Here is a 14,257-nt window from a genome sequence, read left to right on the forward strand (position 1 = left end):
ACTGCTTTTCTATATTTTCACTTTACAGGACTCCCTGATTATCAGTTCGGGAGACAAACTGGAAATAATTCCTTCCGTAGGCTCATCATTCTCCACCAACCGCATTAATTCCAAAGCACTTCTGCTGCCAAGCTCCGTCACCGGACTGTGAATGGTAGTTAATGGGGGAGAATAATAAGATGCTAATGTATTATCATCAAATCCCACTATGCTTACCTGATCCGGAACTTTCACTCCGGCTTCTGTCAATGCACGGATACAGCCCCAGGCCATTTCATCATTACCACAAAAAAATGCATCGGGCATCTTTATACCTTTCATTAATAATACTCTCATCTCACTGTAAGCAATGGCTTCTTCAAAATAGCCTCTCAGGATTATGTCTTCGTCCAAGGGCAACTGATATTTATTCATAACATTACAGAAAGACTGATATCTTTTACAATCATCGGAATTATCAATGCCATGAATATATCCGATTCGGCGGTGCCCTTGTTTTATCAGATATTCCGTTGCTAAAGCTGCTCCTTTTCCATTGTCAATCAGTATACTGGACATATGGTCTCCGGAGATTTCTCTGTCAATAAAGACAATTGGCATCTTTGACTTGGCTATCCGATGGATATATTCATCAGACAAATATTCATTAAAGACAATAGCTCCCTGTACACCGGAAGAAATGATCATTCCATAGATTTCTTCGCTGGTATTCCCATTGCTTACATAGATATTCAGCATATATCCCTTTCTCATAAATTGTAAATGAATGGACTGCATCAGCATTTTGTAGAAATCACCCTGCACACTGGGTAAAAACAAGCCCAGGGTATTTTTCTTATTGGATTTTAGAAATTTAGCATTCATATTAGGCACATATTTCAGCTTTTCAACTGCATCTATTACCTTTTGGCGCGTTTCCGGTGCCACCACGTCTACATTGTTTAATACATTTGATACTGTTGATATAGCCACGCCGGATTCTTTTGCCACATCTTTAATCGTTATCATAATACCTCTCCGTTCTTTATAAGCAGATTCATCGCATTAAATTAAGCCAAATGGCAAATAGTGAAAGAACTAACAAATTTTTGCTATAATTGCATTATAAATGATGATATTTATAAGTGCAATAATAAAAACGTTTTTATTACATATTATATAGTCAAAATATACATATTATATCTAATTTATATAGATATGATTGTATTTTATTTTAAGCTGGCTTGTTTTTTTAACTAATGCAAAGAAATTTTCGCCTTATAACCTCCTATTTGTTTTCATTAATTTATAAAACGTTTTTATATTGGTTTAACCTTTATTTCCTCCAAAGCCATACTTACTAAAATATGTATAAATACAGCTGGGAATTAAAAGTAAAGACTCTCCCAATAAGGAGTTCTAATTACTGAAAAATTCACAGTACTGCCTCAGCAAAGATTTTTTGTGTTCATTTATTCTATTAAACGAACATCTTTTAAAGATTCACTTATAATAATAAATAGCATATTTTTTGGGTGTTTACATGGGAAAGAAATTATATCCGACTATGTTACGTTACCATTACAATCAAATATCAGGCCAGCCTTTTCAAGAATTTCCTTATGAAATAGATATAATAGCTGTGGATTTATATGTTCCCTGGGCATTAGACTTAAGCCCAGATGGAAACATCTATTTTACAGAGCGGGATGGAAATGTTAGAAAAATTCAAAATGGCATGCCTCTTGATCAACCTCTTATTACCCTCCCACCTCCTTTTTCAAGTCAGGGAGAAGGGGGGTTAATGGGTATTGCACTGGATCCTGATTTTTCACAAAATCATTATCTGTACATTATGTATACCTATATAGAAAGCAATGAAATATTTAACCGGGTAGCTCGTTTAGTTGAAGAAAATAATAAAGCAACTCTTAATCAGGTCATTCTGGATAGAATTCCGGGAGGACGAATTCATAATGGGGGAAGAATAAAGATTGGTCCGGATCAAAGATTGTATATAACTACAGGAGATGTAGGAAACCCTTCATTAGCCCAAGATTTATCAAGTTTGGCAGGCAAAATTCTCCGTATTAATTTAGACGGCAGCATTCCGGAAGATAATCCTTTTATAGATTCTCCTATATATAGTTATGGGCATAGAAATCCCCAAGGTCTAACCTGGAGCGATAAAGGTATATTATATAGTACAGAACATGGGGAAACTGCTCATGATGAAGTAAACATTATTTTTCCCGGAGCCAATTACGGATGGCCGCTGGTGGAAGGGTATGATGTATTAAGTGATTTACAGATACAAAGACCGCTTATCCAAAGCGGAGATGTAACATGGGCACCTTCCGGGATTGCTTATATTAATCAAGGACCTTGGGCAGGAAAATTGCTTATTGCATGCCTTCGGGGCGAACAGCTGCTCCTCCTGTCTCTGGATGAAAACGGAACCTCGGTAACAGCAGTAGAACCATTGCTGGAAAATGAGTATGGGCGTTTACGTGAAGTTGTACAATGGATAGATGGTTCTGTTTATGTTACTACCAGTAATATGGATGGCAGAGGAATTCTTCGTCCGGGTGATGATAAAATCTTGTGTTTTACTCCAAAACTGTAAAGCTAATGATAGATGTGGAGCTTATACACCCCTTGACATCATCTTTTCCAATGTTATAATTAAATAACTCGATAAAAGACAACAGTGTAAAAGGAAAAAACTATGAGAATAAAATTTGAGGATTTACTAACTAAGTTTGAAAAGCTTTTAATAAGCAGAGGTTTTTCACAGGAAAATGCACATAAAGCTGCTACCGTATTTGCACAGTCAAGTGCTGATGGTATTTACTCACATGGAGTAAATCGTTTTCCACGAGTAATCTCCTACTTAGATAAAGGATTGATTCAGCCTAATGCTTTATGCGAAAAAGTCTCCTCCTTTGGTTCATTTGAACGTTGGGACGGAAAACTAGGATTAGGGCCTTTAAATGCTTCCATTTGTATGGACAGAGCTTGTGAGTTAGCAACGGAAAATGGCATTGGTATCGTAGCTCTTAGCAATACCAACCATTGGATGAGAGGCGGCAGTTATGGATGGCAGGCTGCTAACAATGGTTGTATCGGCATATGTTGGACCAACACCACTCCAAATATGCCTGCTTGGGGAGGAAAAGATCCTAGGATAGGTAATAATCCATTTATTATCGCTATTCCAAGGTCCAATGGAGCCCATATTGTTTTAGACTGTGCCATGTCACAATTTGCCTACGGCAAGATTGAAGAAGCCAGAATGAAAGGAGAAAAACTTCCTGTACCAGGGGGATATGATACGATGGGTAATATGACTGCCGATCCTGCCGAAATTGAGAAAACAGGCCGGGTACTTCCTATGGGTTACTGGAAAGGTTCCGGTATGTCTATCCTATTAGATTTGGCCGCTGCTGTTCTATCCGGTGGTAATTCTTGTACCGAGATAGGAAAAAAATACGAAGAAGAGATTGCTATATCTCAAATTATGATTGCAATTGATCCAAGTAAAATGGATACCAAAGAAATTTCTGATTCCATAATTAATACAGTAATTGAGGACATCAAGCAATCAGAACCTATTAATGAAGGCGGTAAAATTTTCTATCCAGGGGAAAGAGAATATTTGACAAGACAAGATAATATGGAAAATGGTATCCCTGTATTAGATGAAGTTTGGGAAAAGATAAATGCATTGGAAAAATAATGAGAATAAGAATTTAAACTTAAATTATAAAGCAGTTATATTTGACATGGACGGTACCATGTTTGATACCGAATACCTGGCTTCCTTAGCATGGAAAAGGGCTGGTGAAGAACTTAATTATTCAATTACGGAAGATATACTTTCTCAAGTCCGGGGAAGAAATATAACAGATGCTATTCGAATATTTTCAGAGATTTTTGGAACTGACCAAGTCTATAAAAATGCCAAAGTTTTAAGAGACGGATATGTTGCCGATATGATAAAGCAAAATGGTATTCCCATTAAAAAAGGGCTTTTCGAACTTCTAGCGTTTTTAAGAGAGACCAATACAAAAATGGCAGTTGCAACTTCTTCGTACTGCGAGAGAGCCAAAAAGTATTTAATAGACGCCGGTGTCTATGATTACTTTGAGGCACATATCTATGGTGACATGGTAACCGAAAGTAAGCCAAATCCGGAGATATTTTTAATGGCAGCCCGTCAGCTTAATGTAAAAGCAGGGGAGTGTCTGGTATTGGAAGACAGTAAGTCTGGAATAAGGGCAGGTAAAAATGCTGGAATGTATCCTATTCTAATTCCTGATTTAACCCCTCCGGATAAGGAAATGACAGAAAATGCTTCTCTGATTTGTAAAGACCTAATGGAAGTATTAGAGGTTTTAAAAAACTCTATTCAGCAATAATTCATACTAAAAACACAATTCAAGCCACCAACTTATAATCTGACCCAAAAGTTAAATTATAGTTGGTGGCTTATTCTTATATTAATTCAATAAAATCTGCAATTTATAATCGGACACTTCAGTCCTATATAAATTGCAGATTCTTCATATAAGAATATATTATAGGCTTATTTAGAATCTTCAGCCAGCAGCCACTCCTATTTTTTAATTAGCTTCCTTTGGCAAGAATCGAAGGCATCTCTCATTGAGGGATTATTAATCAATCTGCCCCGATAATCGAACCTTGAACCATGACAAGGACAATCCCATGTAAGTTCATTTTGGTTCCACTCTAAGCTGCATCCAAGATGAGGGCATTTGGTTGTTACAAAAAAATATCTATTTTCTTTATCTCTATATACACCGTATTTCTTTCCATTATAATTGATGATACCTGCTTGATTAGGCTGTATATCTTCCAATTTGTCCTGTGGTATTCTCAGGCGCTCCGATAATTGGCTTTTTGCAATGATACCTGTATCTTTTAATAACACTTTACTGCCGGAGAACATCAGCCTTCTTGGATAGAATACCTTTTCATCTTCATTTTTCTTTTTAAGAATCATATCACTAATAATACGGGCAGCTGCCATAGAGCTAGTCATACCCCATTTATTAAATCCGGTAGCAATGTAAATATTAGGTGTTTTTGCGGAGTACCTGCCAATATAAGGTATACCGTCCGGTGTAATACAGTCCTGATTCGACCATTTATACTGGATACTAGCATCCGGATACCACTTTCTCGCAGCCGTTTCTATCTTTTCGTAAGCATCAAGTGGATTACTATCTCCTGTTCTATGATATCCTCCTCCAAGTATAAGATAATCTTTGTAAGTTCGAAAGCTGAAACCATATTTATCTTCGTCTAAATACATTCCCTTCCATGTATTATCCTCTTTTTTCCACCCTTGTAGTGCAGTCACATAACTTCTTTCCTGATGAAGTCTTAAAAAATAATATCCGGGAGTATTTATAAAGGGATAATGGGTTGCAATTACAATGGACTTTGCTTTTATATTTCCCTGTTCCGTTATAATAAGACCGTTCTTTTTTAATTCTATAATATTTGTATTCTCATAAATAGTAAGTTCCTTCGCTACTCCCTCCAAAAACCTTATTGGGTGAAATTGGGCCTGATTCTCTAACCGGATTGCCGCCTTTACCTGAAATGGTAAAGTAGTTTCTTTGGTATAAAGAGCTGGCAGCCCAATTCTTTTTGCCGCTTCTACTTCTCTTCTTATTTTTTCTTCCCCTTTTAAAGAATATATATAATTGGGTAAGATTTCGTAATCACAATCAATGTGAAGACGGCTGGATATTTCTTCGAATTTTTGAATAGCTATTTGATTTGCCCTTACATATTCTCTGGCTCTTTCTTCACCCTTATATCTTAATAATTTTTGAAATATGAGTCCATGTTGGGATGTTATTTTTGCCGTAGTATTCTTGGTTATTCCACATCCAACTTGGTCTTTTTCTATTACAACAACAGATATTCCTTGTTCCTGTAACATGTATGCAGTTAAAATGCCTGCCAGTCCGGCACCTATAACTGCTACCTCTGTGTTAATATCACCCTTTAGCGAACTTGAAGGGGCTATATTCCTATCTGCTGCACTTTCCTCTTCCTCCTTAGAAAACTTCGGCTCTTTTTCCTCTTTTTCTTGAAGGTCATTGCTCTCCTTTGTGTTCCTGTATTCCTTCTGTATCCATATAGATTCGCCCTTTTCTTTTCCGCTATTATGAGAAACGCTTTTTGCTTTCCATAAAGTATCCATCTCATTCACCTCTAGGTTATATTTCCCATATGTGGCATGGAATATTCACACAGTAAATTTATAGCCTTAAAGTTGTAATATATTTAATGTAGTTACCAGCTAATATTAATAAATTAAAATACCTTGTTCATACTGAACCAACTGACACTAAAGGGAGAAATAGCTATTATCATAGATGTTCATTTAAAGTTTTTATATTACATATTCAGAATGTCATATTTCTTAGATTACAAATCTACCCAAATATTTTATTCATAATCAAATATAAATCCATCTAAATATTTCCCCTTTATATAACTTATATTTCACAATTAGATATTTATCTAATTAATTGCTTGACATTAGATATTCGTTTTTATATAATTGAATTACAATATATACCAATAGGGGGATTTTTATATGGATATGAAATTATTTAAACGCAAAAATTTTTCTCTCTTAATGGCAGGCAAATTCATATCACTGCTGGGAAGCAATATGCTTCAATTTGCCTTGTCCTTATATGTTCTTGCAGTAACGGGATCTGCTGCTATCTTTGCATCCATGTTATCCATATTAATTATTCCAAGACTTCTGCTTTCACCAATAGCCGGAGTATTTGGGGACTGGTTTGACAGAAGAAAAATTATCATTATACTTGATTTAGCAAATGCTGTTATTATTGGAATGTATGCTATCCTTATGATTATAAATGGCAGCATTAGCGTTGCACTACTTTATTTATTTGTAGTACTTTTAGAAACTACTGAGATATTTTTTCATTCCTCCATGTCAGCAATCCTGCCAAGCATTGTTTCCAAGGATGAATTAATAGATGCGAATTCAACTAACTCCTTAATTATGAACATAGGACAGCTGCTGGCTCCAGTCATAGCTTCTATTATCTATGCTGCCTTCGGATTAAGGATCATACTGATTGTAAGTTCCATAAGTTTCTTATTGTCGGCACTAAGTAAAATCTTCTTACATTTTCCTGCCACAAATAAAATGCCGGAAAAAATTACTATAAAAAACTTTAAAAGTGATTTAATGGAAGGCTTTCGGGTTATAAAAGATAATAAAATTATATCTTCTATCATGGGAATTGGAACAATTATTAACTTTTCCGTAAGCCCCCTGTTTGCTATCGGTGTCATTTATATCATAAAAGAGGTTTTAAAAAGTACCGATTTTCAATTCGGTTTATTTCAGTCAATATTTTCCTTATCTATGATTGTATCACCCCTTTTGTTCTCCGGTTATATAAAAAAGAATAAAATAGGAAAGTTATGTTTTAACAGTTTCATGGTAACTGCTCTTTTAATCTTCCTCATGGCATTTGTTCCAGCACCTTTTGTCTTAAATTTGTTTGATACAAATATAGTTCCTTTTATCCTTTTGCTTGTCATATCTTTTGTTATTGGTATGTTTGCTACCGTTGTTAATATTGTTCTAGGAACATTGTTCAATCAAGTGGTTCCTTTGGAATTAATGGGAAGAACATCTACCGTTTTTAATCTACTTGTAACCGTGTTTATTCCAATTGGACAGATGCTTTTTGGTTATCTTTATGATATAATATCTCCAAGTTATGTAATTTTGTTAAATGGTATTATTATTGTTCTTGCTTTAATAAAATACAGATCAATACTTATAGAAATAGATAACCAAGATGATAATAAGACAACAGAACAGGAAGAAGTACAATCAATTCAAGTTGAAGAGGAGGAGCAACCTGAGTTGTTATATATCCTGCCAGGAGATGAAACCAATGAAATTTAATTTTTTTCCAAAAGAAAGTAAAATAAATGACTTTCTTGAATTTCCAAGATTATTATTTGAAAGTCAGTCAGACTTAAAAGACCTTGAAGATGATTTAAAAGAAATTAATTCAGATGAATATATAGAATTTATAAAACGTGCAAGACTGCAACTACAGCCATATGAAAAAGAAATTGCACTGTTTTATCCGAAGGAGTCATCAGATTTCTATACATTTTCTGATTTCATGACTAAAGCAAACCCTTTTTTTGGCTATGAAAGCATAGAAAGTTACCTTGATTTTTTATTGTCAATGAATGAACATCAAATTAAAAAAAGCATTCTTTATACTTTATTATTAATGCAAGATATAAGCGGCGAAACTATATCTGACATTGAGAATATAAGCACCGACAGCCAGCAAATTATGTCATACATTAAAGATTTGCGCATAGACGCCGGTGCTAAGTGGAATTTGTTTTTGATTATTGAAGAACCCGTCAAATATATGAATAAGTTTGTTGATTTGATGCGGCAGTTGCTGCCTTTGTTCAATAAGATATATTCTTCTTATGAAGAAAAAATCATAACCTATGGAAGATATTTGGAAGACTTCTTAAACAAAAATGGAAAAAAAGGATTAGCAGACAAGACTTATTCTATTTTTGACCCAGATATTATTGAAAATGAAACAAAAGAATATTTGGTATCCGTAATTAATCCTTACACCCTTACTATTGTAACCTCTACCCTTCCTCAATATTTCATTTGGGGCCTGAATGTGGAGGAAATCTTTAAATCTATAAAGGAGAAAAAAGAAAACAAGCTAAATGACCGAATTCAAATCTTTAAGAATCTTGGAGATAAAACACGGTATGAGGTATTAAAACTGATTGCTTCCGGAGAATACTCTAATAAGAAAATTGCTGCCGCTCTTGATGTATCCGGTGCAACCATTTCCTACCACTTAAACGCATTATTTACTGCTAAGATTATCAGGATGGAGAAAAATAACAACCGTATTGAATATGTAATAGATAAAGACTTATTAATGGAAGCCATCGAAGATTTAAAAAAAGATTTAGAGGGTTAATCTGAAATTTATGAAATATTGAATTATTAACAAATAAATTGGAAAACTGTCGTTCAAAGCCTATTAAGAGATGACTCTCTATAATGGTAGATTCTTCTCCTGGGGGCTAGAATGACAGTTTCCAGTTTCTTTTTTTACAAGTTTCTAATTTACAGTTCCATATTTTACGATGATTCTTTTTCTTTGCTTTTTTAATTCTAATTTTAAAAAATTCTACTACTCTAAGTCATCAAAATCAAAAGCAGCCGCTTTGGTATAATTGGTTACTTTCGCTTCAAAAAAGTCTGTTTTCGTACTATTTAAGTTGGAGAATCCTTCAATCCAGGCCATTGGATTCTCTGTTATTTCAGGATATAGCTCCTCTAATCCAATTGCCCTTAATCTTAAGTTTCCTAAATACTTAATATATTTATCGATTAACTCATTGTTCATCCCCAATATCTCATTATTGGTAACATATTGTCCCCATGCGATTTCATGCTCTACACCGGTACCCATCATTTCCCTGATTTCCTCTAGCATCTCTTTTGTAAATAACTGTGGGTTTTCATTTCTAAGTTCTTTCAATATATTCTGAAATAGAACCAGATGGGTAATTTCATCTCTATTGATATATTTAAAAATAGTACTTGTAGCAGTCATCTTACCCTGTCTGGCTAAGGTATAGAAGAAACTAAAGCCGGAGTAAAAATAAATTCCTTCTAATATGTAGTTGGCAACTACTGCCCTAAGAAAATTCTCTGTACTTGGTTCTTCATTGAACCTCTGATATATGTTGGCAATGTACTGATTTCTTCTTAGAAGATACTTATCTTCCCTCCATTCATCATAAATTTTATCCCTTGTAACAGGGTTTGTTACGGTATCCAGAATATAGGAATAACTCTGGGCATGAATCTCCTCCTGAAAAGCCTGTATATTAAGAAGGGAAGAGACCTCCGGAGCCGTTATATATCTTGATAAATTCGGCAGGTTTTCACTTTGAACGGAATCAAGGAAATTTAAAAAGGAAATTATCTTATCAAAAGCATTTCTTTCTCCATTGGTCAATAACGGGAATTGCTTAATATCTTCATTCAAAGATATTTCTTCCGGTATCCAGAAATTATTTAACATGGTTCTGTAAAATAGATTAGCCCAATCATACTTGATCCGGTTCCATTCTCTTAAATTAGTTGTATTTCCATTGATTAATGATTCTGTACCCCGTAATCCCTGTTCATTAAAAATCTTTTTCTTATTCATTTTTACACCCTTTGTATATCACATCTGTAAACAGGTGTAATACTCTGCCTGCAGATACGATACTGCCATAAAAAATCAAGTTGAAAGAATAATTTTGCGGCAGCCTTCCTTCTATATATTTTCTTTCAACCTTCCAGTCACAATGCTTGTGTTTTCCAACAAACGGAGAATTCCAATATAGGAAATTCCAAATATAGTCTTACGAAACTCATCTATTATTTCATTCAGCTGGAGCAGCTTGTACACTCATCCATTTCAAGTGACTGGTTTCTAACATAATAGATAGTTTTAACACCATTCTTCCAAGATTCTATATATAGGTTCAATATATCCTTTGCACTTAAATTTGGCGTAATATAAAGGTTAAAGGATTGTGCCTGATCAATGTGCCTTTGACGAATACCGCAGGCTTTTATGCTATAAATCTGATTAATATAATGTGCTTCTTTATAAAGCCAGAAATTTTTCTCACTTAGGTCTGGTGCCGCCTTGGGCGTAAAACTGCCTTTCTTTTCCTCAATAAAAAATTTCTGAAAGATTGGGTCAATTCCTGCTGAGGTTCCTGCAATATTAGAAGTACTTCCTGTAGGAGCAACTGCCATAATATAACCGTTTCTTAACCCATATTTCTTTACCTCTTCTTTTAATTTCAGCCAACGGGGAGAATTGTAACCTCGTCTCTCGAAATATTTACCCGATTGCCATTCAGAACCTTCAAACTCCGGATAAGCACCCTTTTCCTTAGCAAGTTCCATAGAGGCTTTAATTGCTTCATATGCTATTTCTTCAAATAAAAGGTCAGCCTCCTTAAAATGTGCTTCGCTCTCCCATGTTATTCCCCTGTTTACAAGATAATGATGATACCCGCTGGTTCCCAAGCCGATTGCTCTGTATTTATCACTGGTAATTTTCGCTTCCGCCACCGGTGATTGATTTAAAGTTATTACATTGTCTAACATACGAATCTGAAGTGGAACGGTTTCTTTCAATTCATCTATATGAACGCGCCCAAGATTAATGGAATTCAAATTACATGTTACCATATCACCAGACTTTACCCTTGTTACTACATGACTTTCATTTGGATCCCCTACAATGCTTTCCTCAATTAGAATGGACTCACTTACATTTTGGGCAATCTCATGACAAAGGTTGGAGGCATAAACCATTCCGGCATGTTTGTTGGGGTTGGCCTGATTTACAGTATCCCTGAAGAAAATAAACGGAGTTCCAGTTTCAACTGCACTTTTCATGATCTTTTTCATAATATCTAAGGCTGTTACTGTAATGCGTTCCAGATTTTGATTATTTTCACAGGCAAGATAATGTGCTGTAAATGCTTTGTTGTCTTTATCATCATAAAAGTTTTCCAGGTAAAATCCCATTTCTTTGTATACCTGATATGGATCAAATAAAGACCAGCTTCCTCTTTCCTCCAATCTTTCCATAAATAGATCGGGAATACTTAAAGCTGGGAAAATGTCATGAGCTTTTCTTCTATCGTCCCCATTATTGGTCCTTAGTTCCATAAATTCATAAAGATCTCTATGCCATATGTCCAGTGTAATGGAGGCTCCTCCCTTTCTTCTGCCAAGCTGATCTACCGCTACAGCAGTGTCATTATATAAACGAACCCATGGAATTACTCCACCGGAAGCATTTTTATACCCTCTTATTTCACTATTTAGTGCCCTGATTTTTCCTAGATAGATACCTAATGCACCACCATGTTTGGATACATTTGCAAACTTACTATTTACATCATAAATAGACCACAGATTATCTCCCACTACAGAAATAAAGCAGCTGCTTAATTGATGATATGGAGTGCCTGCGCTGGCAAGGGTTGGTGTGGCTACTGTCATCTTAAGTAAACTAAGCAGATCATAAAACTTTTTGGCATACTCCATCTTTCTGCTGCCTTCCGGTATGGCAAGATGCATTGCAATGGCCAGAAAACGTTCCTGAGGCAACTCCAGAACTTCCTTATTAAAACCTTTAATTAAATATCTGTCAGCCAATAGCTTTAAACCCTCATAATTAAAAAGCAGATCTCTTTCCGGCTTTATATAAGCACCTAATTCCTTTATCTCTTCTTCCTTATATTCCGTTATTAAATATTCCCCGTAATATTTTTGTTCCACCAGCTTATGTACTAATGCAGAAAAATCTCCATAGCCAAAATAATCATATCCTCTATTAATTGCAGCCTCTTTATACAAATCAGACATTAATAATCTTGCCGCTGCATATTGCCAGTTAATATTTGTGGTTTTTACCATATTGCCGTGGGCATCTTTTGTAGTCTGAATCATCTTTTCAATAGCTGTCTGAATAAGGACTTTTTGTATTTCCTTTGTGCTCATACCATCCCTAAACTGGATGTTGGAGTCCATTTCAAGTTCAATTGGATCGCAGCCGTTCAGACCCTCACATGCAAAAGCTACCATTTTCTTTGTTTTTTCAACGTAAAGAGGTTCATAACTACCATTCCTCTTTTTTATTTTTATTTCCATGACACCCTTCCTTTCTCTCTTTAATTAATCATTAAAGAATTTCAATCCGCCAAACGTCTACACTTTTAGTTAAAAAGAAAAAGCCTCATAGTCAGAATGCAACTATAAGGCTTAAATTATATCTATATTTATTATGAATACTAGGTACAAAATAAAACTCATTTACATGAGCTTACCCTAATAAATATAGCATGTCCTGTCCTCACAGAATTGCTATTCTACAAACTTAGGCAGGTATTCTGACTTATACTTCAACATACATTCTCGCCTTCCCAGATATTCCAGTGGCTGATTTTAAATCCAGAAAATGTACTCTGTAAATACAGCAATGGGATTGTGCAGGATTCTCACCTGTCTTCCCTATTAATTCCACAACCCAAGGAATCGCCACAAGGCTTATCCTAAGGGATTGGAAACCTAAATTCTTGGTCATTATTAAAATATACTATTCATATTTGATTATTATAATATATAAATATTATCATTGCAAGGAAAATGCTCCTGGTATTATATTTAAAAATTCCAAACCTTACACTTGACATAACCGAAAAAAGTAGTACAATAATTACGTTACTATTATTTGCAGTCGTGGCGGAATTGGCATACGCGCTAGATTCAGGTTCTAGTGGTCGCAAGACCGTGAGGGTTCAAGTCCCTTCGACTGCATGACATAACAACACTGAACATACCGTAGATAGGAGTAACCGAAAGGTTACTCTATTTTTATTGCACTCTCCTGAAATGGTGGTATAATTTAACATATATTTAATCACTTATAAGAAATAAGGAAATTTCTTATAAGCATTTTTAGAAATTTTTCTTCCAATGACACAGCTATTCAAAGGTGGCTGTTCGTATACAAATGAGTAACATCCATAATGAATAATAGGAGGATGCAGTAAGAATGAAAAGAGCTAAGGTTATAATGATTCTGTTAATATCAGCTTTGCTTTTTAGCGCATGTAACGGCGGAGGAAAATCATCAAAATCAGCAGAAAAAATGCCTGATGATTTTGGATTTGTTTGTACTTATAATTTTATAGAAGTTGACACTTTTAATTCCACAATAAAAAATACATTTAGTTTTGACGCAGGAGACCCAGATTCAGTAACAGACTTCTCTTTTTCTGACGAGCACCTACAGGAGATTTATGAAGCCTTTATAAAATATGACATCCAGAACCTGCCTGAAGAAATCGACCCGGATAAGGGGTATATGGCCATACCTCCATCACATTATGAACTACTATATACCACGGATGGGGAAACCAAAAACATATCCTGTGGTACAGGTGCTTATATTGACCAAAAGGGAATATCAAAAAATAACAATAAATTTTTAAAATTCATGGAGGTAGTATGGAATTGCGTTGATGAAACTGATTATGAACCTCTTCCAGCCGGTCCAGGAATAGAATAAATAAAGATTAAACTACCATAATT

The 14,257-nt window shown here is 35.0% G+C and carries 10 protein-coding genes, 1 tRNA gene and 1 riboswitch; of the genes, 7 read left to right on the forward strand and 4 right to left on the reverse strand.

Annotation, left to right across the window (positions count from 1 at the left end):
- Nucleotides 1-9: 9 nt before the first annotated feature.
- The gene (locus BM183_RS04900; protein WP_091684891.1) at nt 10-1,008 is read right to left on the reverse strand and encodes a LacI family DNA-binding transcriptional regulator; all 999 of its coding nucleotides are present in this window, start codon (nt 1,006-1,008) and stop codon (nt 10-12) included.
- 514 nt (nt 1,009-1,522) lie between these two features.
- On the opposite strand from BM183_RS04900, the gene BM183_RS04905 reads away from it, so the two are divergent.
- The 3 genes from BM183_RS04905 to BM183_RS04915 all read left to right on the forward strand — a co-directional run bounded on the left by BM183_RS04905 (nt 1,523) and on the right by BM183_RS04915 (nt 4,400).
- Nucleotides 1,523-2,605: a PQQ-dependent sugar dehydrogenase gene (locus BM183_RS04905; protein WP_091684893.1), complete on the forward strand. Its 1,083-nt coding sequence runs from the start codon at nt 1,523-1,525 to the stop codon at nt 2,603-2,605.
- A 102-nt stretch (nt 2,606-2,707) separates the two neighbouring features.
- On the forward strand, nt 2,708-3,718 hold the full coding sequence (yiaK, locus tag BM183_RS04910) for a 3-dehydro-L-gulonate 2-dehydrogenase (RefSeq protein WP_091684895.1): 1,011 nt from the start codon (nt 2,708-2,710) through the stop codon (nt 3,716-3,718).
- The gene (locus tag BM183_RS04915; RefSeq protein WP_091684897.1) at nt 3,702-4,400 is read left to right on the forward strand and encodes an HAD family hydrolase; all 699 of its coding nucleotides are present in this window, start codon (nt 3,702-3,704) and stop codon (nt 4,398-4,400) included. The genes yiaK and BM183_RS04915 overlap by 17 nt, the downstream gene beginning before the upstream one ends.
- A gap of 197 nt (nt 4,401-4,597) precedes the next feature.
- On the opposite strand, the gene BM183_RS04920 is transcribed toward BM183_RS04915, so the two are convergent.
- On the reverse strand, nt 4,598-6,220 hold the full coding sequence (locus BM183_RS04920) for an FAD-dependent oxidoreductase (RefSeq protein ID WP_091684898.1): 1,623 nt from the start codon (nt 6,218-6,220) through the stop codon (nt 4,598-4,600).
- A gap of 399 nt (nt 6,221-6,619) precedes the next feature.
- Between BM183_RS04920 and BM183_RS04925 the strand changes: the two genes are divergently transcribed.
- Nucleotides 6,620-7,981: an MFS transporter gene (locus BM183_RS04925; protein WP_091684900.1), complete on the forward strand. Its 1,362-nt coding sequence runs from the start codon at nt 6,620-6,622 to the stop codon at nt 7,979-7,981.
- On the forward strand, nt 7,971-9,053 hold the full coding sequence (locus tag BM183_RS04930) for an ArsR/SmtB family transcription factor (protein ID WP_170847892.1): 1,083 nt from the start codon (nt 7,971-7,973) through the stop codon (nt 9,051-9,053). Before BM183_RS04925 ends, BM183_RS04930 begins: the two co-directional genes overlap by 11 nt.
- A 216-nt stretch (nt 9,054-9,269) precedes the next feature.
- On the opposite strand, the gene BM183_RS04935 is transcribed toward BM183_RS04930, so the two are convergent.
- Nucleotides 9,270-10,298, reverse strand: a complete 1,029-nt coding sequence (locus BM183_RS04935) for a ribonucleotide-diphosphate reductase subunit beta (RefSeq protein ID WP_091684904.1) — start codon at nt 10,296-10,298, stop codon at nt 9,270-9,272.
- Nucleotides 10,299-10,522: 224 nt separating this feature from the next.
- Nucleotides 10,523-12,814 carry a ribonucleoside-diphosphate reductase subunit alpha gene (locus tag BM183_RS04940; RefSeq protein WP_091684906.1) on the reverse strand — a complete coding sequence of 764 codons (2,292 nt, stop codon included), beginning with the start codon at nt 12,812-12,814 and terminating at the stop codon, nt 10,523-10,525.
- 212 nt (nt 12,815-13,026) lie between these two features.
- Nucleotides 13,027-13,221: riboswitch (cobalamin riboswitch) on the reverse strand.
- A gap of 175 nt (nt 13,222-13,396) precedes the next feature.
- On the opposite strand from BM183_RS04940, the gene BM183_RS04945 reads away from it, so the two are divergent.
- Together BM183_RS04945 and BM183_RS04950 are read left to right on the forward strand one after the other, a co-directional pair.
- Nucleotides 13,397-13,480, forward strand: a tRNA-Leu gene (locus tag BM183_RS04945).
- Between the two features lie 238 nt (nt 13,481-13,718).
- Entirely contained in the window at nt 13,719-14,234 is a 516-nt protein-coding gene (locus tag BM183_RS04950; RefSeq protein ID WP_091684908.1) for a hypothetical protein, read from the forward strand.
- Nucleotides 14,235-14,257 lie beyond the last annotated feature (23 nt).

The organism is Anaerocolumna aminovalerica (assembly GCF_900115365.1).
Classification (GTDB): Bacteria; Bacillota; Clostridia; order Lachnospirales; family Lachnospiraceae; genus Anaerocolumna; species Anaerocolumna aminovalerica.

Coding starts and splice junctions, on each gene's coding strand:
- BM183_RS04915 (WP_091684897.1), top strand. CDS start 3,702: ATGCATTGGAAAAATAATGAGAATAAGAATTTAAACTTAAATTATAAA.
- BM183_RS04950 (WP_091684908.1), top strand. CDS start 13,719: ATGAAAAGAGCTAAGGTTATAATGATTCTGTTAATATCAGCTTTGCTT.
- BM183_RS04900 (WP_091684891.1), bottom strand. CDS start 1,008: ATGATAACGATTAAAGATGTGGCAAAAGAATCCGGCGTGGCTATATCA.
- BM183_RS04905 (WP_091684893.1), top strand. CDS start 1,523: ATGGGAAAGAAATTATATCCGACTATGTTACGTTACCATTACAATCAA.
- BM183_RS04930 (WP_170847892.1), top strand. CDS start 7,971: ATGAAATTTAATTTTTTTCCAAAAGAAAGTAAAATAAATGACTTTCTT.
- yiaK (WP_091684895.1), top strand. CDS start 2,708: ATGAGAATAAAATTTGAGGATTTACTAACTAAGTTTGAAAAGCTTTTA.
- BM183_RS04920 (WP_091684898.1), bottom strand. CDS start 6,220: ATGGATACTTTATGGAAAGCAAAAAGCGTTTCTCATAATAGCGGAAAA.
- BM183_RS04940 (WP_091684906.1), bottom strand. CDS start 12,814: ATGGAAATAAAAATAAAAAAGAGGAATGGTAGTTATGAACCTCTTTAC.
- BM183_RS04935 (WP_091684904.1), bottom strand. CDS start 10,298: ATGAATAAGAAAAAGATTTTTAATGAACAGGGATTACGGGGTACAGAA.
- BM183_RS04925 (WP_091684900.1), top strand. CDS start 6,620: ATGGATATGAAATTATTTAAACGCAAAAATTTTTCTCTCTTAATGGCA.